Genomic DNA, 21683 nt, shown 5'->3' on the forward strand with positions numbered 1-21683 from the left:
TGTAGTGCTTTGAATCTAGGCCTTTATACCTATTCGTAAAATAGATATATATTACGAGTTTTTTTTACATATACATCATAGACTTTAATCCTATTATTTCTTACAATGAACATATGGTTTTACAAATCTCGACATGATTAAATGGAATGAAATACATATGATTGGAGGTATATGGTTTTGGATATATTTTCTGGAACGATAAGCAACCTTGAGAATGCCTTGGGCAGAGCGAATGTTAAGCAAAAAGTCATAAGCAATAATATCGCGAATATAGATACACCGAACTACAAGTCGAAAAACGTCGCATTCCATGACATGCTAAATGATGCGTCAATCAAATTAGATGCTAAAAAAACGTACCAAGGTCACATTGATTTTTCAAAAACAGGGTCTAATTATTCAGTTGTTTCGAGCAACCGTACTTCTTATCAAGAAAACGGAAATAATGTCGATATTGATCAAGAGATGAGTGAACTCGCTAAAAACCAAATTCAGTATAATGCGCTGGTGGAAAGAATGAGCGGGAAATTCACTTCTCTTAAAACAGTTTTGACAGGAGGTAAGTGATGTCGATCTTTTCAGGAGTGAACGCTTCGGCCTCAGCATTAACGGCACAGAGGCTCAGAATGGACGTTGTATCCTCAAACCTTGCAAATATGGATACGACAAGAGCTAAACAGGTTGATGGCAACTGGGAGCCTTATAGACGTAAGCTTGTCACATTACAGCCGTCAGGTGAATCGTTTTCATCTATATTGAACTCAAGTATGAATTCGAGCGGCAAATTAGGAAACGGCGTCAAGGTAACAAAGATTACTGAAGACGAAACTCCATTCAACCTTCAATATGATCCTACAAATCCCGATGCCAATGAAAATGGATATGTTCAAACACCAAATGTCGATCCATTAAAAGAAATGGTCGACCTCATCAGCAGCTCAAGATCATATGAAGCAAACGTGACTGCTCTAAATGCGAATAAAAGCATGCTGATGAAAGCTTTAGAAATAGGAAAGTAAGGTGAAAACAATTGGTTAATGCAATATCTCCTTTCCAGCTTCAAACTGCTCAGCAAGCAAGTGAATTGACGAATGCAACGCCCATTCAGGCGGCTGCACCTAAAAGTCAAACGAATTTCTCTGATGTGCTGAAGAATTCCATTGAGGCATTAAATCAATCACAGCTGAAATCAGACCAGTATACAAATGCGCTTGCACAAGGAAAAGATGTCAATCTCGATGAAGTCATGATTGCTTCACAAAAAGCGAGTGTCACACTCACAGCTGCAACAGAGTTTCGAAATAAAGCAGTCGAAGCGTACCAAGAGATTATGAGAATGCAGATGTAGGAGGTGCTGGTGGACAAAAAAAGACTGAATGGAATGACCGGGGGTTAAGATGAATCGTACTTTAATGCAATTAAGAACAAAAACAGTTGAGTTTTGGCGAAATCGATCAAAATTACAAAAAATACTCATGATTGGCGGCGTTGCTGCCCTAGCAATCATTATTACGGTTGTTAGCATCTTTGCTTCTTCTGAAAAAATGGTTCCGCTCTTTAGAGACTTGTCTGAGGCAGAAGCTGGACAAATCAAACAGGAACTAGATGGCAAAAACGTTAAATCGGAACTTGCAAACAATGGAACAACGATTCTCGTTCCAGAAAAGCAAGCAGATTCTTTAAAAGTAACACTCGCATCCGAAGGGCTCCCTAAGACAGGCAACATTGATTATTCCTTCTTTGCAAACAATTCAGGCTTCGGTTTAACAGATAATGAATTTGATGTTCTGAAAGTAGACGCAACTCAGACAGAACTATCCAATCTGATCAACACAATTGATGGGATTAAAGATTCAAAAGTGATGATTAACCTGCCAAAAGATTCCGTTTTTGTTGGAGAAGAGCAAAGTAATGCATCAGCATCCATAGTGCTGCAAGTTGAGCCGGGCTACACGCTCACACCGCAGCAAGTAAAAGGCCTTTATCATCTTATTTCAAAAAGTGTGCCGAATTTAAAAACAGAAAACATTGTCATTATGGACCAAGATTCCAACTACTACGACTTAAACACCAGCTCCGATTCCTATGCAAGTGGAATGGATGCACAGCAGCAGAAAAAAGAGGAAATCGAAAAGAATCTTCAAAGAAAAATTCAGCAGCTGCTCGGAACAATGATGGGTCAAGATAAAGTGGCTGTATCGGTCACAACAGACATTGATTTTACTGAAGAAAAAAGAAAAGAAGACCTAGTAGAACCTGTTGATAAAGAAAACATGCAGGGGATTGCTGTCAGCGCTGAAAAGATTGCTGAAACTTATTCAGGTAACGGCGCAGCAGCTGGAGGCACCGCTGGAACAGGTGACGATGATGTCACAAATTATCAAGGTGCCGATGGAGCGAATGGAAGCGGAGATTACGAAAAGAGCGAAGATCGCATCAATTATGAAGTCAACCGCATTCATAAAGATATCAAAGAAAGCCCTTATAAAATTAGAGATGTTGGCATTCAAGCATTGGTCGAACCACCAACTGCAAACGATGTAAACTCTTTAACGGCTGAAAGACAAGATGATATCAAAAAGATTCTTTCAACGATCATTAGCACATCGATTGATAAAGAATACACAAATGGTCAAGCGCTCACTCAAGCCGACTTAGATAACAAAATCGTTTTATCTGTATCAAAATTAGACGGTAAACAGCAAACTGCGGCAGATAACCCTTCAAACAATATTCCAATTTGGGTTTATATTGTAGGCGGTGTGCTTCTACTTGCAATTATCGCTCTTATCATTCTTCTTGTACGCAAGCGTAGAAGAGATGAGGAAGAAGAGTTTGAGTTTGATGAACGTACACCAATCGATGTTCCTGATATCGACACTGAACCAGAAACAGAAGAAATGGTGAGAAAAAATCAGCTTGAAAAAATGGCAAAAGAAAAACCAGAAGACTTTGCTAAATTGCTACGCAGCTGGCTGTCCGAGGATTAGGAGGAATACACATGTCGAGAAAAGATCCAAATCGACTAACAGGCAGACAAAAAGCAGCAATCCTAATGATTTCCTTAGGGCTAGACGTGTCAGCATCTGTATACAAACATCTGTCTGAAGACGAAATAGAAAAATTAACATTAGAAATTTCCAATGTACGAAGTGTAGATACTGCTAAAAAAGATGAAGTCATCGAAGAGTTTCACAGCATTGCCATCGCGCAGGACTACATATCGCAGGGCGGTCTTATGTACGCAAGACAAGTGCTTGAAAAAGCGCTTGGTGAGGATAAAGCGGACAGCATCTTAAACAGGCTAACATCCTCTCTTCAAGTGAAACCATTTGATTTTGCTCGAAAGGCTGACCCAGAACAAATTTTAAACTTTATCCAGCATGAGCATCCACAAACGATAGCACTTATCCTTTCCTACCTGGATCCAGTGCAGGCTGGGCAAATTTTATCTGAGTTAGGCGAGGAAGTACAAACTGAGGTTGCGAGACGTATTGCCTTAATGGACCGTACATCTCCAGAGATCATCAATGAGGTGGAGCGTATTCTTGAACAAAAGCTCTCTTCAACCTTTACGCAGGACTATACGCAAACGGGCGGAGTCGAAGCGGTTGTAGAAGTGCTAAATGGTGTAGACCGTGCAACTGAGAAAACCATTTTAGACACACTTGAAATTCAAGATCCAGAGCTTGCTGATGAAATTAAGAAACGTATGTTTGTCTTTGAAGATATTGTCACTCTTGACAGCAGAGCGATTCAGCGTGTCATCAGAGATGTTGAAAATGATGACTTATTGCTCGCACTCAAAGTGGCAAGCGAAGAAGTCAAAGAAATTGTCTTCCGCAACATGTCACAGCGGATGGTCGAAACATTCAAAGAAGAAATGGAGTTTATGGGGCCTGTCCGGCTTAGAGATGTCGAGGAAGCACAAACCCGTATTGTCAGCATCGTAAGACGACTAGAGGAAGCTGGAGAAATCGTCATAGCTCGAGGCGGAGGAGACGATATCATTGTCTAGGATTATCAAACATGAAACATCTGTTATTCCTGAACAAGGGCGGCAAACGATTCCTTTACAGCAAGTAAACTTTAAAAGAGAACATCACGAAGAAGAGCTTGTCAATGAAACTGAAGCATCGCAGCTAGTACTCAGTGATGCAGAAGATCAAGCGAGCCGCATATTAGAACAAGCAAACAGTGAGCTGGAAAAAACAATGGCTGAAATCAATCAGCGCCGGACTGATTTTGAAGAGGAAAGAATGCAGCTCATTGAAGAAGCGAAACAAGCAGGTTATCAAGAAGGCTTCCAAAAGGGCGAAGCAGATGCGAATATGCAGTACCAAGCTATTCTTGATCAAGCAAATGACATCGTCAGTCTTGCAAGGCAGGATTACGAAGAAAAAATTGAAAGCTCTGCTGAGCAAATTGTAGAACTCGCTTTTGAACTCGCCAAACGCGTTTGGAATGCAGCTGAGGACACGAAAGATCCATTTTTGGCTCTTGTGAAGCAGGTCATTTCAGAAGTGAAAGAATATGATGATATTTCCATCTATGTTGACCCTGAACATTACGAGCATGTGATGGAATATAAAGACGAATTGATTAGAATCCTTCAGAAGGATACACACCTTGCCATTTACTCGGATGAAAAAGCGCCAAAAGGAACTTGTTACGTAGAAACAAGTTTTGGAAAAGTGGAAGCGAGTGTTGATACCCAAATGAATCAGTTGAAAGAAAAATTATTAGAAGTCATTGATTCAGGTGATCACAAATGAAAATGGATGTACTAAAAGAAACGATTGAAACTGCCGATCCTTATAAACGATTTGGTAAAGTCAATCGAGTGGTTGGGCTCATGATTGAATCTAAGGGGCCGGAGAGTTCGATCGGAGATGTTTGTCTCATTCATAAAAAAGGGAGCAAGCACCATCCAATAAAAGCAGAGGTCGTAGGGTTTAAAGATGAAAACATTCTGCTCATGCCTTATGTAGAAGCATCCAATATTTCACCAGGAAGTCTTGTTGAAGCGACGGGTGAGTCGCTGAAGGTCAAAGTAGGAACTGGATTAATAGGTGAAGTCGTTGATGCCTTCGGTCATCCGCTTGATGGCAGTATGCTTCCAAAGGGACTTGCACCTGTTTCGACAGATCAGTCACCCCCAAATCCAATGGACAGGCCGCCTATTCGAGAAAAGATGGGTGTTGGTGTTAGAGTCATCGACAGTCTGCTCACAGTTGGCACTGGTCAAAGGATCGGGATTTTTGCCGGAAGTGGTGTTGGAAAAAGTACCTTAATGGGGATGATTGCAAAGCAGACAGAAGCAGACCTGAATGTCATTGCCCTTGTTGGAGAGCGTGGCCGTGAAGTTCGTGAGTTTATTGAAAAGGATTTAGGTTCTGAAGGACTGAAGCGATCAATTGTTGTCGTTGCTACTTCTGACCAGCCTGCACTGACGAGACTGAAAGCTGCGTATACAGCAACAGCTATTGCGGAGTATTTCAGGGACAGAGGCAAAAATGTCATGTTCATGATGGATTCTGTTACGAGGGTCGCCATGGCGCAAAGGGAAATAGGACTCGCAACTGGCGAGCCGCCAACAACAAAAGGATATACACCTTCAGTGTTCGCTATACTGCCAAAATTGCTCGAACGAACTGGGACAAATCAGCTTGGTTCCATCACAGCGTTTTACACAGTGCTTGTTGATGGAGACGATATGAACGAGCCGATCGCTGATACAGTGAGGGGGATCCTTGACGGGCACATTGTACTTGATCGTGCTTTAGCCAACAAAGGACAATTTCCCGCTGTTAACATTTTGAAAAGTATCAGCCGTGTCATGAGTAATATCGCAAGTCATGATCACAAGGAAGCGGCTAACCGGTTCCGCCAGCTTTTGTCCACTTATCAAAACGCTGAAGACCTCATTAATATTGGAGCATATAAAAAAGGCTCCTCCAAAGATATTGATGAGGCCATGCAGGCTTATCCTCATCTGATTTCATTTTTGAAGCAGGATGTAGAAGAGGCTGTATCTATTGAAGACAGTGTGAGTTTATTGCTCAGTTTGATGAATAGAGAGGATTGACAAAAACAGTGAGATATCAATACAAATTTCAAAAGCTCCTAGAACTGAAAGAAAGTGAAAAAGACAAGTCACTCGCAGCGTACCAACAATCCGTTTCGGCATTTGAGCAAGTCGCTGAAAAACTCTATGAAAATATGAGTAAAAAAGAGCTAATGGAAAAAAGCAAAGAAGAAAAGCTGAGAAGTGGAATGAGTGTTCAAGAAATGCGTCATTACCAGCAATTTGTGACCAACTTAGATAACACCATTCAGCATTATCAGCAGCTTGTGATCATGAAACGTCACCAAATGAATGAAAAACAATCTGATTTAACTGAAAAAAACATTGAGTTTAAAAAGTTTGAAAAAATGAAAGAAAAGCAATTTGAAAAGTTCTCCCTTGAACATAAGGCAATTGAAATGAAAGAAATGGATGATATCTCTATCAGCCAATTCATGTTTCAAGGACATTAGGAGTCGAGATGAATGCCTAAGAAGGAAAAAACGAAGGAATCAGGCGGCGGGAAATTTCAATGGATCTTGTTTATTGTCATCATCCCATTGATTGTGCTTGTGATTGTCACTGGCACGATCCTTTATATGGCAGGTTTTGATCTAAAAAAACCGCTCCAAAACATTCCGGTGATTAGCAGCTTAGTTGGTTCAGATGACACCTCAAAAACGTCATCTTCACCTAATGATCAAAGTGATGCAGAGTTGAAAGAACTGAAAAAGACCATTAAAGAGCAAAAAAATGAGCTCGATATTGCACAAAAAGATTTGAAAACAAGTGATGAAGAGATTAAAAGATTGAATCAAAAAATCAACTCACTTGAAAAAACATCTGAAAATGATGCAAAGAATACGTCAGCCAATGACAGTTCATCGAATAACGGCTCATCGAATAACAGCAGCTCATCAAATAACACGTCAGGTAATAACTCAGCAGCGGCTTCCTCTAATCAGCAGACAAAAGGAAAGGTCGCCAGCATTTATGAAAGCATGGACCCAGGGAAATCCGCCAAAATTTTATCAGAATTAAGTGATAAAGAGGCGTTAAAAATCCTTGAAGAGCTGAGCAAAAATAAACTGACAGACATATTATCAAAACTGACACCTCAGAAGGCAGCAACGTTTACAAAAGAGCTTGCCAAAAAAGAAGAAAGTGAAAATGGGGGTGGACAATAAGTGAAGCTATTGGATATTGGAGCCTTACAGCAATCTTCTCAAGGTCTCTCAGGGCTAAAAGGAGACGGCGCTGCATCTGCACGCGGTTTGTTTAAACAATTGCTTAGCGGAGCAGGCGCTCAAAGCGGTCCTGTTCATGCTGAAACAGCCGCTCTTGCCTCTCTTTCTATCAATGATGCGATGCAAATTGTTGAAAAATGGATGCAATCACCTGAAGAAGGAATGAGCGCAGACTTACTCAGTGCGCTTCAAACACTACAAGGTCAAACGCTTGAATCATCTGATCTCAAGTCACTTGAAGAACTATTTCAAAAAATGGAATCTTCCATTTACGGTGATCAAGCTGAAAAGCCAGGTTCTGAGCATAGTGAACAGCTCATACAAGTCCACTTTTTCATCTATCAGTTGCTCAATCAACAGCCGCTCAGCTTTGATGCGAAACTTGTGCAGGATATTGAAGGGAAAGGTCAAGACTTTATCCACTTTCTTTCTAAAAACGGGGTAGATGAAAAACTCATTCAGCAAGTAAAAGAGCAGTTCTTCTCGCAGGGTTCAGCGCCAAAGCTGAATTCGATGACTCAAAGTGAGCTAAAGCACTTTAATCAGCTAATCGACCATATGATGGCGAATGCGAAAGGGTCTGACAAAGAGTGGAAAATTTCACTAGGAGAGTTGAAGGAACTAATCTCTCCAAAACAAGAATCTACACTCGCTTCTCCGGCAAAAGGGAATGCATCTCTTGAGTGGCTCATCAAAAAAGAAGTCGTTAAAGGACAAAGCGCTGCTGCACCAGCTTCTGAAAAAATAATGACCCACTCGCTTCTGCCAGGTCATAAGCAGTTTTTCCAACTGCAGTCAGCGGCTCCTGTTCAGCAGACCCAAACGACTGATGAAAAGCCAGGAACGGTTGATCAGCAAATTCTAAACACGTGGAAGCAAATGAAATTCACGCCGTTTGGTAATTCAAGCGGACGCTTTACCGTTCGATTAAATCCTGAAAATCTTGGATTCATTACCATTCAGCTAACGAAGCAAAACGGTATGTATGCGAGTAAAATTACAGCCTCGACGCAAGCAGCGAAAGAGCTGTTAGAGCATCATCTGCCGCAGCTCAAGCAGGCGCTTCCAAATATGTCGGTTCAAGTGGACCGTTTCCATATACCGCTTCAATCAAATGAGCAGCCGTTATTTGGACAGTTTAGTGAAGAAAACAAGCAGCAGCAGCCAAAAGGACAGAATTTCCAGCAGACTGATGAACAGGAAACAGAATTCCAAGATGTACTGGATGCTCTTGTTGGGTCAGATGAAGAAGAGGAGGAGATCTAATGGCAACAGTTGATGCTACGAATAGAACAGCCGCACAAGCAGACACTTCTTCAAAAGCAGAAAAGAAAACAGATACGCTTGGCAAAGATCAATTCTTGAAAATTTTGCTCACGCAGCTTCAAAACCAAGATCCGACAAACCCGCTTGATGACCGTGAGTTTGTCACGCAGCTTGCGACATTTTCATCTTTAGAACAGCAAACCAATATGAACGATTCGATCACCAAGTTGAATCAGCTCATGTCTACATTTGTTGCACACCAAGATCCGTTTACGACGTATGTAGGCTGGATTGGTAAAGAAGTATCGGGCAAATTGGATGATAAAGAGATATCGGGCACTGTGAAGTCTGTTAAAAACATAGACAATGAATACTTACTTGTTTTAGAAGATGGAACGAAAATCAGCCCTTGGGATGTTACAGCAGTTGGAGAAAAAACGAAGTAATTCGAGGAGGAAAATAAATGTTACGCTCACTTTACTCAGGAATTAGCGGAATGAAAAACTTCCAATCAAAATTAGATGTGGTAGCCAACAACGTAGCCAACGTCAATACACACGGATACAAAAAAAGCCGTATCACGTTTAAAGATATGGTCAGCCAAACCATTGGAAGTTCAGGTGGACCAACGAACAACTCTGGTTCAATCAACTCAAAACAAATTGGTTTAGGGTCATCTTTATCTTCTATTGATAAAATCATGTCAGCGGGATCTTCTCAAAATACAAATGAACCTTACGACTTCTATATCAATGGCGATGGGTTTTTCCGTATTGAAAGTCAAGGAGAAATTCTTTATACAAGAACAGGGAATTTCGACACTGATTCAGAGGGAAGCTTAGTCACCCCTGATGGAAATTATCTACTTGGAATGAATGGACAAAAGATAACGATTCCAGATGGCGTTTCAAGTGTAAGTGTTGGTCCAGATGGAACGGTTTCGGTTGTTGAAAACAACGTATCTAGAAATGTTGGACAGATTTCACTCGTATCTTTCCGTAACGCTGGAGGATTAGACAAAGTTGGTGACAACCTTTACCGCCAAACGTTAAGCTCAGGTGCACCAAGTAATCCTATCGTACCTGGTGAAGAAGGAACTGGCGTGATCCAAACAGGGAAACTTGAAATGTCAAACGTTGATTTAACAGACGAGTTTACCGAAATGATTATCGCGCAGCGTGGATTCCAATCGAATGCAAAGACGATTACAACATCTGATGAAATTCTGCAAGAGCTTGTGAATCTGAAACGATAGGAGGTAGGGGGAGCGGATGCTCGCTTCTCTGCTTAATATGATTGAAGTGACAAGATTAAATGGCAAAGGATTTATGCTGAACGCTCTCCATATCGAGCAAATCGAAAGTTTTCCAGACACGACCATTACTTTGGCCAATGGAAAGAAATTCGTTGTGAAAGAAGATGAGGAGCAGCTTCAAGAGAAAATCATTTCTTTCTACAGAAAAATCCAAGTCATTTCATTGAATCAAGGAATAGAGGAGTTTGAATGAAGAAGAAATTAGTCGTAGTAATGCTAATCATGATTATTGCCATCGTCGGAATTGGAGCAGGCATCTTTTTTCTGCTGAATGGGTCAGACGAAGCAAAAGCTGAAAAAGAGCCAACAGCAGATGAAGTCGTAAAAGCTTCTGTTGAAATTCCTGAGATTATCACCAATTTAAAGTCTGAAGGAAATGCTGTCAAACTTGTCCTGAATATTGAAACGGACTCTGAAAAAGCAAAATCAGAGCTTGAGAAAAGAAGTTTCCAAGTAAAAGATGCTGTAATCGACATTTTATCAGACACGAATGCAGATGAACTTGATGGCAAAAAAGGCAGAGAACATTTTAAAACACAAGTCAAAAACAAAGTGAATAACTATTTGCAAGATGGCAAGGTGAAAGAAGTATATATAACCTCCTTTAATCTGCAATAGAGGCGATTAATTAACGCGATGGAGGTGAAGAAATGTCAGGAGAAGTGCTTTCCCAGAATGAGATCGACGCATTATTATCCGCCATCTCAACAGGCGAAATGGATGCAGAAGAGCTGAAAAAAGAGGAAACGACGAAAAAAGTGAAGGTGTATGACTTTAAACGTGCACTGCGCTTTTCAAAAGACCAGATTCGAAGTTTAACAAGGATTCATGATAACTTCGCTAGACTGCTCACCACGCATTTTTCAGCGCAGCTAAGATCATATATTCAAATTACTGTCAGCTCGGTTGACCAAGTACCGTACGAAGAATTTATTCGTTCGATTCCTAATATGACATTATTAAACTTATTTTATGTCAGCCCGCTTGAAGGAAGAATCATGCTTGAAGTAAACCCAACAATCGGCTATGCGATGATGGACAGGCTGATGGGCGGGATTGGCATTAGTCATAATAAGACAGAATCACTTACAGAAATTGAAACAAAGATTATCTCAAACATGTTTGAGGGAGCTTTGGAAAATTACAGAGAAGCGTGGCAGTCCATAACCGACATCGAGCCTGAAATGGCAGATTTCGAGGTAAATCCCCAGTTTGTTCAAATGGTGTCACCAAACGAAACAGTTGTCGTCATTTCTCTTAATACACAGATTGGCGAGGTAAGCGGGGTTATTAACCTATGTATTCCTCACGTTGTATTAGAGCCTATTATTCCGAAGCTGTCTGTACACTACTGGATGCAGTCTGAACGAAATGAACCAAAACAGCAAGAAACAAAGGCCATTGAAAAACGGATTATGAAGGCAAAAATACCGGTAGTCGCAGAGCTGGGACAATCGGAAATGACGGTGGAAGAGTTTTTGAATTTGGAAATTGGTGATTGTATTGCCTTGGACAAACCAGTAAATGCGCCTCTTACTGTTATGGTCGGAAATAAACCGAAATTCTTGGGACAGGCCGGCCGCGTGAATCGGAAACAGGCGATTCAAATTCTAGATCACGACATAAGAGGTGAAGAAGATGGAGAATAACGGAAGTAAATTATCACAAGACGAAATCGATGCGCTCCTTAAAGGAGGCAGCAATGACGATATAGAGCCTGATACAGTCCTTTCTGCAATGGAGCAAGATGCTATTGGAGAAATCGGAAATATTTCATTCGGCAGCTCTGCAACAGCACTTTCAACCCTATTAAATCAAAAAGTGGAGATTACAACTCCAACTGTTACAGTGATTCAAAAAAGTATGCTGAATGAGGAATTTCCTCATCCGTATGTTGCTATTGAAGTGAATTATACGGAAGGCTTCAGCGCAAGTAACCTGCTTGTCGTCCAGCAAACAGATGCAGCAGTTATTGCGGACTTAATGATGGGTGGAGACGGGACAAATGCTGACCCTTCTTTAAGCGAAATTCACTTAAGTGCAGTACAAGAAGCAATGAACCAAATGATGGGTTCTGCTGCGACATCCATGTCGACTGTCTTTAATAAAAAGATTGATATTTCTCCGCCGCGCGTCGAATTACTTGATGTGAAAGAAGGAGAAGGGACAGACCGCATTCCAGCTGAAGAAATGCTTGTCAAAGTATCCTTCAGATTAAAAATAGGTGAACTCATCGATTCAAATATTATGCAGCTTTATCCTATTACATTTGCGAAGGATTTAATCGCAGAATTAACAGATCCTGCGCAAGAAGAAGAGCCGGTTCAAGAAGAAGTGAGTGCACCTGAACCTCAGCCGGCAGCTCCGCAAACGCAGTCTGCCCCAGCGCAGCAAGCAGCACCGCCGAAAAGACAGGCGAAGCCAAAGCCGGCAGCACCTGTAAATGTGACGCCAGTTGAATTTGAATCGTTCAGTGAGCCTCAGCATACAACAAACCAGCTTGGAAACCTTGACATGCTGATGGACATTCCGCTTTCCATTACGGTGGAACTTGGAAGAACTCAGCGCAGTGTAAAAGAAGTTCTTGAGCTTTCAGCAGGAAGTATCATTGAACTGGACAAACTTGCTGGTGAGCCAGTAGACATCCTAGTTAACAAACGAATCGTCGCCAAAGGGGAAGTCGTTGTCATTGATGAGAACTTTGGTGTTCGTGTGACTGACATTTTAAGCCAGTCAGAAAGACTTTCTAATTTAAAATAAACAAACATACAGGGAGAGAATAAGTAAATGGCTACTAAGGTATTAATCGTAGATGATGCAGCATTCATGAGAATGATGATCAAGGATATTCTTGTAAAAAACGGATTTGATGTAGTAGGAGAAGCAGAAAACGGCGCACAAGCAGTTGAAAAATATAAAGAAACATCTCCTGATCTTGTCACAATGGATATCACAATGCCAGAAATGGACGGAATCACTGCACTAAAAGAAATTAAACAAATCGATGCTTCTGCAAAAATCATCATGTGTTCTGCAATGGGGCAGCAGTCAATGGTTATTGACGCGATCCAAGCAGGTGCAAAAGACTTTATCGTGAAGCCATTCCAGGCAGACCGCGTACTTGAAGCAATTAATAAAACGTTAGGCTAAAAAAGGGTGTAAGATTTGTTGAAAAAACGTTTGATATGTATAGCAATGATCAGTTTTATGCTTTTCTTGACGATGCAGCCTGCCTCACTGTTTGCCGAAACGAAAGATCCTGAGAATGGCACAGTGAATGACTGGCTCAAAGGTGAGAAAGAAAGTAAAAAGGATACAGAGAAGAAAACCACTGACAATCAAACGAATCCGGCAGAAGAAGTTCCCTCTTCTTCTGTCTCCATTATGGATTTTGTCAAAATGATTGGTGCCTTACTTTTTGTCATCCTGCTTATTTATGGTTTAGTGAGATTTGTTGGTAAGCAAAACCGCTTACTCAAACCATTTCGCTATGTTGAAAATATCGGCGGAACGACAGTCGGACAAAACCGTTCAGTCCAGCTGATCAAAGTGGGAAAACGAGTATTAGTTGTCGGCGTAGCAGACTCAATCCAGCTGCTAAAAGAAATTGATGATGAACAAGAATGTGAAGCGATCGTGAAACAATATGAAGAAGCGATGGAAAGCAAAACCGATTTACCAAAAATAGTTCAAAAATTCACATCGCAGATAAAGAAACATGATCAGCCGACCACTTCTTCTTTTTCAGCCAATTTAAAGGCGCAGCTAGCCGAATTGAAAAAGACCCAATCAGAAGTCAGAAAGAAAGGCCCGAAACAAAATGAATGAGTTTATTGATTTATTTAATTCCAGCGGTGCAGGAAATATCAGCACATCTGTCCGTCTTCTTTTACTTTTAACAGTATTTTCGGTTGCACCGGGCATTCTCATTTTAATGACGTGTTTTACACGGATTGTGATTGTTCTTTCATTCGTCAGAACATCACTTGCAACCAACTCAATGCCGCCAAACCAAGTGCTTGTTGGACTTGCGTTGTTTCTCACATTTTTTATCATGGCACCCACGTTCTCACAGATTAATAAAGAGGCGCTGACGCCGCTTTTAAATGATGACATCACGTTAAATCAGGCGTATGAAAAAGCCGAAGTGCCTATTAAAGAGTTTATGAGTAAACATACAAGACAAAAAGATTTGGCTTTATTTCTTAGCTACGCAAAAATGGATACACCTGAATCGATTAAAGATATTCCTTTAACGGCGATGGTTCCCGCTTTTGCCATTTCAGAATTAAAGACGGCATTTCAAATTGGTTTTATGATCTTTATTCCATTTTTAATTATTGACATGGTGGTCGCAAGTGTTCTGATGTCAATGGGGATGATGATGCTTCCGCCGGTTATGATATCGCTCCCTTTCAAAATATTGTTATTTGTTTTAGTCGATGGATGGTATTTGATTGTTAAATCTTTGCTGCAAAGCTTTTAGAGTAGGTGCTTAAAACATGAGTTCAGAATTTGTCATTACGATGGCTGAAAGATCAGTGTATGTGGTATTGCTTGTGAGTGGGCCGCTTCTTGCGCTCGCACTCATTGTGGGACTGATTGTCAGTGTGTTTCAGGCGACAACCCAAATTCAAGAACAGACGCTTGCGTTTATTCCTAAGATTGTTGCAGTACTCATTGGACTTGTTGTGTTTGGTCCATGGATGCTTTCAACAATCGTGTCCTTTACGACAGAGCTGTTCTCGAATTTAGATCGATTTGCAGGTTAATAAGCGATGTCAATTATAGAATTATTCCCTGCTTTTCTTTTAGTTTTTATTCGGATCACCGCTTTTTTTGTGACAGTACCGCTTTTAGCGCATAGAACGATCCCGGCTGTACACAGAGTTGGATTCTCACTGTTTTTAGCTGTCATTAGTTTTAGCACCATAAAAGAACCGCCAGCACTCGACATAGACGGTCTTTATATGATGCTTGCGGTGAAAGAAGCAATGGTCGGACTTCTGCTTGGGCTGATTGCATACATCATGGTGTCCGCTGTTCAAATTGCCGGCTCATTCATTGATTTTCAAATGGGTTTTGCGATTGCCAATATTATTGATCCGCAAACAGGGGCGCAGACGCCGCTGATGGGACAGTTTTTTTATACGGTCACATTGCTGTTGATGCTGGCAACAAACGCACATCACCTGCTGCTTGATGGAATCTATTACAGCTTTCAATACATTGCAGTTGATCAATACGCATTGAATTTCGGCAGTGAATCCTTTGCTTACTTTATCGCAAAGAGTTTCAACCAAATGTTTATCATCGCCTTTCAAATCTCGGCACCTGTCGTGGCAAGTCTGTTTTTAGTCGACTTGGCGCTGGGGATTGTGGCACGTACAGTTCCGCAAATGAACGTATTTGTGGTTGGACTTCCTATTAAAATAGGTGTGAGTTTTATTATGATCATCATCTGTATGGGCGTCATCTTCGGTGTTGTCCAAAATACATTTGAAACGATTGTACTCACCATGAGGAATTTCTTAGCATTGGTCGGTGGTTCGTCATGATGACAAGGCTTAGACTAGACTTGCAATTTTTCGCAGGTGAAAAAACAGAAAAAGCAACGCCGAAAAAAAGGCGGGATTCACGTAAAAAAGGACAGGTTGCCAAAAGCACCGACGTCAATACAGCCATCTCATTTCTATTAATCTTTTTATCATTCTTTTTTATTGGGCCTTTTATGAAAGAGCGGATTATCGCGCTCATAGAACGTTTTTATTCAACAACCATGCTAATGAAAGTTAGCACATCTAATATTCATCAATTATTCTTGGAATTGCTTCAGGAAACAGGGCTCCTCCTCATGCCTATCCTTGGTGTTGGTATGCTGGCGGGCATTATCAGTAACTATTTACAAGTCGGCTTTCTCTTTTCACCAGAAGTGATCAAACCGAAATTAGAAAAGCTTGACCCAATCAAAGGGTTTAAACGGATATACAGTATTCGAGCCCTCGTAGAGCTATTAAAATCCATTTTGAAAATTGGTTTTGTAGGCTTTGCGACATTTATTGCTCTTTGGATGCACTTTGACGAAATTCTGCGGCTTCCTTTATTAACAGCAGAGGAAACCCTTCATTTCGTTGCAAATATGACCTTAATTATGGGGCTGTATGCTGCTGGTGCTCTTCTGATTTTAGCAGGGCTTGATTATATGTATCAGAAATTTGATTATGAAAAAAACTTGCGGATGTCCAAACAAGACATCAAAGATGAGTATAAAAAATCAGAGGGTGACCCGCTCATCAAATCAAAGATTAAACAGCGTCAGCGGGAAATGGCCATGAGACGGATGATGCAGGAAGTCCCAAAAGCGGACGTCATCATTACAAACCCAACCCACTATGCCATTGCTTTAAAATATGACGAAGAAAAAATGGACGCGCCCTTTGTTGTGGCAAAGGGAACGGATATTTTGGCTTTGAAAATTAGAACGATTGCGAAAGAGCACGATATCATGACCGTAGAAAACCGGCCGCTCGCCCGCGCGCTCTATGATCAGGTCGACATCGACCAAGCGGTGCCGGAAGAATACTTTAAGGCCATCGCAGAAATTTTAGCTTACGTCTATAAAACGAAACAAAAGATTTTATGAATTTTTGGTTTTAAAAGGAGAGAACAGGCATGTCAGCAAGAGATTTATCTGTTTTATTCAGTGTTATTTTAATTGTGGCGATGCTGGTCATACCGTTTCCGCCAATGCTATTAAGTATTTTAATCATTATTAATATTTCTCTTGCGCTTATCGTGCTTCTCACCACAATGAACATGCAAGAACCACTGCAATTTTCAATTTTTCCATCATTGCTTTTGCTCTTAACGCTGTTTCGTTTAGGGCTTAACATCTCTACAACACGTTCTATTCTTTCAACAGGAGATGCTGGAAAGGTTGTAGAAACGTTCGGTTCATTTGTTGTTGGAGGAAATATCCTCGTGGGTCTCGTTGTTTTCCTTATCCTGATTATCATTCAGTTTATTGTTATCACAAAAGGGGCAGAGCGTGTATCAGAGGTTGCGGCAAGATTTACTCTCGATGCGATGCCAGGTAAACAAATGAGTATTGACGCAGATTTAAATGCAGGTATGCTGACAGAAAGTGAAGCAAGAAACCGCCGTGAAAAAGTAGCGAGAGAAGCAGACTTTTATGGAGCGATGGATGGTGCAAGTAAGTTCGTTAAAGGGGATGCCATCGCAGGTATTATCATCGTCATTATTAATATTATTTTTGGAATCATTATTGGGATGCTTCAGCAAGGAATGTCGATTCAAGAATCAGCTTCCCACTTTACGCTATTAACGGTAGGAGACGGGATTGTTTCACAAATTCCTGCACTTCTCATTTCAACAGCAACAGGGATTGTCGTCACAAGGGCTGCTTCTAATGGGAACCTTGGTTCAGATATCACTGAACAACTGTTTGCATTCCCTGCTATGCTTTACGTCACAGCAGGCACGATCTTCCTTCTTGGGCTGTTTACGCCAATCGGCGTACTTTTGACAGGACCGATCGCAGGTTTACTTGCCCTCGGCGCATACTTGATGTCGAAAAACAAACAAGACCAAGAAGAAATTGAAGAGGTACTGGAGGAACAGGCAGAGGTAGAAGAGATGAAAAGTCCAGAAAGTGTCATTCATCTCCTGCAAATGGATGCCATTGAATTTGAATTTGGCTACGGCCTCATCCCGCTCGCTGATGCAAACCAGGGCGGTGACCTGTTAGACCGGATTGTGATGATCCGAAGGCAGCTTGCCCTTGAACTTGGTCTCGTCATTCCAGTCGTCCGAATCCGGGACAATATTGCACTGAACCCAAATGAATACCGGTTGAAAATTAAAGGGAACGAAGTAGCAAAAGGAGAGCTGCTGCTTGATCATTACTTAGCGATGTCCCCAACGCCTGATGATGATCCGATTGAAGGAATTGAAACAATCGAACCATCCTTTGGCCTGCCGGCTAAATGGATATCAGAAGCAGAAAAAGATCAGGCTGAGATGCTAGGCTATACGGTTGTGGATCCAGCGTCTGTTGTGTCTACTCACATCACAGAAAAGATTAGACAAAACACACACGAGCTGCTCGGACGCCAAGAAACGAAGCAATTAATCGATCATCTGAAAGAAAGTTACCCTGTCTTAGTGGATGAGGTAACGCCAAATCCGCTGGCAGTCGGTGATATTCAAAAAGTACTGGCGAAGCTGCTGAAAGAAAAGGTCTCTATCCGAAACCTTGTCACCATTTTTGAGACGCTTGCAGACTACGGAAAATTAACGACTGATACAGATTTATTAACAGAGTATGTGAGACAGGCGCTGGCAAGACAGATTACCGCACAGTATGCAAGAGAAAATGAATCACTCAAAGTCGTGACATGCTCAGGCCGAGTAGAAAAGGTGATTGCAGACAGCGTTCAGCAGACAGAGCATGGCAACTACTTATCGTTAGATCCAGAATCCTCTGAAAGTGTGATTCAATCAGTGGCGAGAGAAATTGAACAGCTTTCGCTTCGTCAGGAAACGCCGGTTCTATTATGCTCACCTCCTATAAGAATGTACGTTAAGCAGTTGTTAGAAAGATATTTCCCAGATTTACCGGTACTATCTTATAACGAACTAGAAGCGAATGTGGAAGTACAGAGCATCGGAGTGGTGGATATCTAATGAAAATGAAAAAAATCACAGCAAATTCTATGCAGGAGGCAACGATTCAAATCAGGCAGCAGCTTGGGAAAGATGCCGTTATTTTAAATTCTAAAACCGTTGTCAAACGCAAACTGTTCGGTTTGAAGAAACAGCAAATGGTCGAAGTGATTGCAGTGCTGGATCAAGATTTCGAGGAAAGAGCTGGTAAAGGGTTAAACCCTGCACCGCCTCTTCCAGTGTTGCCAAAAAAGGAAAAGCTCCCCGAAGAGCCTTCATTTGTTCCCAAGGCGTCGAAACCAGCGCCTTCTCATACCCAGCCTTTAGAATATGTGAGGAATGAACGGCATGCGGGTATTCTGCCTGATCCTCTTATGGCAATCGATCAAAAGCTAAAGGATCAAGGGCTTGATGATGCCATTCGAGACGAATGCCTGAAGGGTCTTTTAACAAAGGGCGCAGTTAAAGATGATCACATAAATAAAGAGCTTGAACAACTGCTGACAAATATGCTGCCAGCTAAAACCTCTGATGAGCCGATGATTTCGTCAAAATACATTGTACTGTTCGGTTCAACCGGAGCTGGTAAAACGACAACGATTGCAAAGCTGGCTGCTAAAACGGCTATTCAGCAGCAAAAGAAAATCGCTTTTATTACAACCGATACGTACCGGATTGCAGCGATCGAACAGCTGAAAACATATGCTGAACTTCTGAATGCACCGCTTGAGGTTTGTTATTCGAGAGAGGATTTTGTAAAAGCCCAAGAGACCTTTAAAGAATATGATCATATTTTCATCGATACAGCAGGCCGTAACTTTAAAGAAGAAGCGTATATCAAAGAGCTGACCGACATTATTCCATTTGATGAGAGCATTCAAAGTTTTCTCGTGATGAGTGCTACATCGAAGTATCAAGACATGAAAGCCATGGTCAAACGCTTTGAGCACGTTCCAATCAATCAATTCATTTTTACAAAAGTAGATGAAACGGACACGATGGGAACCATTTTTCAAATCATTGCTGACTCTCAAATCAAACTTGGTTTTTTAACAAATGGTCAAAATGTGCCTGAGGATATTCTTGAAGGTTCTCCTCTTGAACTTACAAGGATGGTTTTACAATCATGAAGCCTGACCAAGCAGAAGGATTAAGAAAACTAGTTCAGCAGAGTCAAATCATCACACCTTCTCCTCTTAACGCCAGCGGACAGGCAAAGACCATTGCCGTCATGAGCGGTAAAGGCGGGGTAGGTAAATCGAATTTGACCCTGAATATGGCACTGTCTATCGCAAGTACAGAGAGAAGAGTGTTAGTGATTGATCTTGATTTTGGGATGGGGAATATTGATATTTTACTAGGGAAAACATCGACTAGTTCTATATTAGATGTTCTCGTTAGAAAAAAATCCTTCCAAGCAGCCATGACAAAAGGAACGGACAATCTATATTACATTTCTGGCGGAAGCGGGCTTGAACAGCTGTTTTCTTTAGATAAAGATCAATGGTCGTTCTTTTTGGAAGAGATGGAAAGAATCATGCAGGACTTCGATTGTATCTTTTTCGATATGGGTGCCGGCTTGTCAAAAGATCAGCTGCCTTTTGTCTTATCGGCAGGAGAAGTGGTCGTTGTGACTACGCCAGAGCCAACATCCATCATGGATGCCTACAGCGCGATTAAACACTTAGCCATTCATCAGTTTGAACGGTCTGTGCAAATCATTGTCAATCGGTGCAAAACCCCGTCAGAAGGGTCTGAAACCTACCGGAAATTAGCAGGAGTGGTCACATCTTTTCTTCATAGAAAACTTGTATTTGCTGGCGCTGTGCCTGATGATCCTGCGGTTCCTAAAGCAGTATCAGAACAAATTCCATTTTATATGAAGCAGCCTCATTCAAGGCTGAGTAAAACCATTAAGATGCTGGCAGAAACACTATATCATCAGCAGATAAGAGAGGCACGGAGAGAACAGCATACGTTTATAGATAAGTTGTCCTCTTTTTTTAAAAGGAGGAAGGTGGACTCATGATTAGAGTGCTAGTAGTAGATGACTCGGCCTTTATGAGAAAGCTCATTAGTGATTTTCTAAGTGCCGAGCAAGAAATAGAAGTCGTCGGAACGGCGCGAAATGGGGAAGATGCCTTAAAACGGATCAAGGAACTGAATCCAGATGTTGTCACGTTAGATGTGGAAATGCCTGTTTTAAATGGAACAGAAGCATTAAAACAAATTCTGGCTGAACACGACCTTGCCGTGATTATGGTGTCAAGCCAGACAAAGCAAGGAAAAGATTTAACCATCCATTGCTTAGAACTCGGTGCTTTTGACTTTGTGACAAAGCCTTCGGGAAGTATTTCTCTCGATTTGCACAAAGTGAGGGGGCAAATTGTAGAGCGGGTACTTGCAGCAGGACTGTCAAGGAAACGCACTGAAGAGAAGGTGTCTCCTAAGCCGGTGATAAAGCCGCCAAGTCCAGTGGCTGCACCCCGGCTGCCATCTGTAAAAGGCAGCTCACTCCGAAAGATTATTACTATCGGAACATCTACAGGAGGACCAAGGGCACTTCAACGAGTCGTAACGAAGCTGCCTAAGGACATCGAGGCCCCTATATTGATTGTGCAGCATATGCCAGCAGGATTCACGGCATCACTTGCTACTAGGTTAGATCATTTATCACAAATTACGATTAAAGAAGCGCAAGATGGAGACATCGCGAAAAATGGAGTGGCTTACATAGCTCCTGGTGGAATGAATATGTCACTTCATGACCAAGGGGGATCACTTGTCATCAGGCTGTCCCCTGAAGACACGGAAAGCCGGCACAAACCATCTGTTAACTATTTATTTGAATCCATCAGCAGCATAAAGGGTTACGAGAAAATCGCTGTCATTATGACAGGTATGGGCAGTGATGGTACTGAAGGTGTCAAAAAAATGGTCGCAAGCGGTCATACGAAAGTCATTGCAGAAAAAGAAGAATCATGTGTTGTTTTCGGAATGCCTAAATCAGTCATTAAAGCAGGCCTTGCACATGAAACAAGGCATGTGGATGACATCGCACATGCAATTATTAGCTCCATGAAAAAAGAGAGGGCGTGAACAC

The 21683-nt window shown here is 41.5% G+C and carries 26 protein-coding genes; all 26 read left to right on the forward strand.

Annotated features, from left to right (window positions below; all coding sequences use genetic code 11):
• Positions 1 to 177 precede the first annotated feature (177 nt).
• Genes flgB through MHB66_RS07855 form a run of 26 tightly spaced genes read left to right on the forward strand, consistent with a single transcriptional unit; the run spans position 178 to position 21679 of the window.
• Complete coding sequence (gene flgB, locus MHB66_RS07730) at positions 178 to 567, forward strand: flagellar basal body rod protein FlgB (protein ID WP_046310927.1); 390 nt, start codon at positions 178 to 180, stop codon at positions 565 to 567.
• Positions 567 to 1019 (forward strand): flagellar basal body rod protein FlgC, encoded by a 453-nt coding sequence (gene flgC, locus MHB66_RS07735; protein ID WP_024424179.1) that lies wholly within the window; start codon positions 567 to 569, stop codon positions 1017 to 1019. Before flgB ends, flgC begins: the two co-directional genes overlap by 1 nt.
• Before the next feature lie 11 nt (positions 1020 to 1030).
• Positions 1031 to 1348: a flagellar hook-basal body complex protein FliE gene (fliE, locus tag MHB66_RS07740; RefSeq protein ID WP_034281774.1), complete on the forward strand. Its 318-nt coding sequence runs from the start codon at positions 1031 to 1033 to the stop codon at positions 1346 to 1348.
• Positions 1349 to 1397: 49 nt separating this feature from the next.
• The gene (gene fliF, locus MHB66_RS07745; RefSeq protein WP_024424177.1) at positions 1398 to 2990 is read left to right on the forward strand and encodes a flagellar basal-body MS-ring/collar protein FliF; all 1593 of its coding nucleotides are present in this window, start codon (positions 1398 to 1400) and stop codon (positions 2988 to 2990) included.
• An 11-nt stretch (positions 2991 to 3001) separates the two neighbouring features.
• Entirely contained in the window at positions 3002 to 4018 is a 1017-nt protein-coding gene (gene fliG, locus MHB66_RS07750; protein ID WP_034281776.1) for a flagellar motor switch protein FliG, read from the forward strand.
• Positions 4011 to 4775, forward strand: coding sequence for a flagellar assembly protein FliH (fliH, locus tag MHB66_RS07755; RefSeq protein ID WP_034281779.1), 765 nt, complete (start codon positions 4011 to 4013; stop codon positions 4773 to 4775). Before fliG ends, fliH begins: the two co-directional genes overlap by 8 nt.
• Positions 4772 to 6088, forward strand: coding sequence for a flagellar protein export ATPase FliI (fliI, locus tag MHB66_RS07760; protein ID WP_046310930.1), 1317 nt, complete (start codon positions 4772 to 4774; stop codon positions 6086 to 6088). The genes fliH and fliI overlap by 4 nt, the downstream gene beginning before the upstream one ends.
• An 8-nt stretch (positions 6089 to 6096) precedes the next feature.
• Positions 6097 to 6540, forward strand: a complete 444-nt coding sequence (gene fliJ, locus MHB66_RS07765) for a flagellar export protein FliJ (RefSeq protein ID WP_024424173.1) — start codon at positions 6097 to 6099, stop codon at positions 6538 to 6540.
• 12 nt (positions 6541 to 6552) lie between these two features.
• A complete protein-coding gene (locus tag MHB66_RS07770) occupies positions 6553 to 7254 on the forward strand; it encodes a MotE family protein (protein ID WP_046310932.1) in 702 nt (233 codons plus the stop codon).
• A complete protein-coding gene (locus tag MHB66_RS07775) occupies positions 7255 to 8580 on the forward strand; it encodes a flagellar hook-length control protein FliK (RefSeq protein WP_041117386.1) in 1326 nt (441 codons plus the stop codon).
• Positions 8580 to 9026 carry a flagellar hook assembly protein FlgD gene (gene flgD / locus MHB66_RS07780; protein ID WP_024426978.1) on the forward strand — a complete coding sequence of 149 codons (447 nt, stop codon included), beginning with the start codon at positions 8580 to 8582 and terminating at the stop codon, positions 9024 to 9026. Before MHB66_RS07775 ends, flgD begins: the two co-directional genes overlap by 1 nt.
• Positions 9027 to 9043: 17 nt before the next feature.
• A complete protein-coding gene (gene flgG, locus MHB66_RS07785; protein ID WP_024426979.1) occupies positions 9044 to 9835 on the forward strand; it encodes a flagellar basal body rod protein FlgG in 792 nt (263 codons plus the stop codon).
• A gap of 37 nt (positions 9836 to 9872) precedes the next feature.
• Complete coding sequence (locus MHB66_RS07790) at positions 9873 to 10088, forward strand: flagellar FlbD family protein (RefSeq protein ID WP_008344794.1); 216 nt, start codon at positions 9873 to 9875, stop codon at positions 10086 to 10088.
• Positions 10085 to 10513, forward strand: a complete 429-nt coding sequence (gene fliL / locus MHB66_RS07795; protein WP_024424168.1) for a flagellar basal body-associated protein FliL — start codon at positions 10085 to 10087, stop codon at positions 10511 to 10513. Before MHB66_RS07790 ends, fliL begins: the two co-directional genes overlap by 4 nt.
• A gap of 32 nt (positions 10514 to 10545) precedes the next feature.
• On the forward strand, positions 10546 to 11544 hold the full coding sequence (fliM, locus tag MHB66_RS07800) for a flagellar motor switch protein FliM (RefSeq protein ID WP_024424167.1): 999 nt from the start codon (positions 10546 to 10548) through the stop codon (positions 11542 to 11544).
• Positions 11534 to 12655, forward strand: coding sequence for a flagellar motor switch phosphatase FliY (fliY, locus tag MHB66_RS07805; RefSeq protein ID WP_034281787.1), 1122 nt, complete (start codon positions 11534 to 11536; stop codon positions 12653 to 12655). The genes fliM and fliY overlap by 11 nt, the downstream gene beginning before the upstream one ends.
• A gap of 27 nt (positions 12656 to 12682) precedes the next feature.
• Entirely contained in the window at positions 12683 to 13045 is a 363-nt protein-coding gene (locus tag MHB66_RS07810) for a response regulator (RefSeq protein WP_007499584.1), read from the forward strand.
• Positions 13046 to 13102: 57 nt separating this feature from the next.
• Complete coding sequence (fliZ, locus tag MHB66_RS07815; RefSeq protein ID WP_235362298.1) at positions 13103 to 13723, forward strand: flagella biosynthesis regulatory protein FliZ; 621 nt, start codon at positions 13103 to 13105, stop codon at positions 13721 to 13723.
• Entirely contained in the window at positions 13716 to 14381 is a 666-nt protein-coding gene (fliP, locus tag MHB66_RS07820; RefSeq protein WP_008354479.1) for a flagellar type III secretion system pore protein FliP, read from the forward strand. The genes fliZ and fliP overlap by 8 nt, the downstream gene beginning before the upstream one ends.
• Positions 14382 to 14397: 16 nt before the next feature.
• Positions 14398 to 14667 (forward strand): flagellar biosynthesis protein FliQ, encoded by a 270-nt coding sequence (gene fliQ, locus MHB66_RS07825; RefSeq protein ID WP_003211206.1) that lies wholly within the window; start codon positions 14398 to 14400, stop codon positions 14665 to 14667.
• A 6-nt stretch (positions 14668 to 14673) separates the two neighbouring features.
• Positions 14674 to 15453: a flagellar biosynthetic protein FliR gene (gene fliR, locus MHB66_RS07830; protein WP_025092585.1), complete on the forward strand. Its 780-nt coding sequence runs from the start codon at positions 14674 to 14676 to the stop codon at positions 15451 to 15453.
• Positions 15450 to 16538: a flagellar biosynthesis protein FlhB gene (gene flhB, locus MHB66_RS07835; RefSeq protein ID WP_029707677.1), complete on the forward strand. Its 1089-nt coding sequence runs from the start codon at positions 15450 to 15452 to the stop codon at positions 16536 to 16538. Before fliR ends, flhB begins: the two co-directional genes overlap by 4 nt.
• Before the next feature lie 29 nt (positions 16539 to 16567).
• Positions 16568 to 18601 carry a flagellar biosynthesis protein FlhA gene (flhA, locus tag MHB66_RS07840; protein ID WP_034281791.1) on the forward strand — a complete coding sequence of 678 codons (2034 nt, stop codon included), beginning with the start codon at positions 16568 to 16570 and terminating at the stop codon, positions 18599 to 18601.
• Complete coding sequence (gene flhF, locus MHB66_RS07845; RefSeq protein WP_046310940.1) at positions 18601 to 19710, forward strand: flagellar biosynthesis protein FlhF; 1110 nt, start codon at positions 18601 to 18603, stop codon at positions 19708 to 19710. The genes flhA and flhF overlap by 1 nt, the downstream gene beginning before the upstream one ends.
• Complete coding sequence (locus MHB66_RS07850; protein WP_051627337.1) at positions 19704 to 20609, forward strand: MinD/ParA family protein; 906 nt, start codon at positions 19704 to 19706, stop codon at positions 20607 to 20609. The genes flhF and MHB66_RS07850 overlap by 7 nt, the downstream gene beginning before the upstream one ends.
• On the forward strand, positions 20606 to 21679 hold the full coding sequence (locus tag MHB66_RS07855) for a chemotaxis response regulator protein-glutamate methylesterase (RefSeq protein ID WP_034281797.1): 1074 nt from the start codon (positions 20606 to 20608) through the stop codon (positions 21677 to 21679). Before MHB66_RS07850 ends, MHB66_RS07855 begins: the two co-directional genes overlap by 4 nt.
• Positions 21680 to 21683: the final 4 nt, after the last annotated feature.

The organism is Bacillus sp. FSL L8-0167, assembly GCF_038630295.1.
Lineage (GTDB): Bacteria > Bacillota > Bacilli > Bacillales > Bacillaceae > Bacillus > Bacillus safensis.